This window comes from Streptomyces sp. 13-12-16, from assembly GCF_002114215.1.
Taxonomy (GTDB): domain Bacteria; phylum Actinomycetota; class Actinomycetes; order Streptomycetales; family Streptomycetaceae; genus Streptomyces.
Window position 1 is genome coordinate 1 of sequence record NZ_NCTE01001403.1, and the last position, 370, is coordinate 370.

Genomic DNA, 370 nt, shown 5'->3' on the forward strand with positions numbered 1-370 from the left:
TGCTGTACGTGGCGACCGGCGGGTCGCGCAACGGGGACACGGAGTGGGCGGCGCGGGTGTCGGCGCATCAGGAGCGGCGGCCGGGGTCGTGGCGGACCGTCGAGACGTGCGACCTGGTGCCGCTGCTGAAGGACGACGGGCCGCCGCTGCTGATCGACTGTCTGTCGCTGTGGCTGACGGACGCGATGGACGCCGTGGGGGCGTGGGACGACGCGGAGTGGGCGGACGGCGGGGAACGGGCGCTGCGGGACCGGACGCGGGAGCTGACGGACGCGGTGCGCGGGGCACGGCGGACGGTGGTCGCCGTGTCCAACGAGGTCGGCTCGGGCATCGTGCCCGCGACCGCGTCCGGCCGCCGGTACCGGGACGA

At 75.9% G+C, this 370-nt stretch carries 1 protein-coding gene; it reads left to right on the top strand.

Features of this window, described 5'->3' with window-relative positions; translation table 11 throughout:
* Positions 1 to 370, top strand: a 370-nt coding sequence (locus B7767_RS41625) for a bifunctional adenosylcobinamide kinase/adenosylcobinamide-phosphate guanylyltransferase (protein ID WP_179167540.1), incomplete at both ends; no start/stop codon positions are given.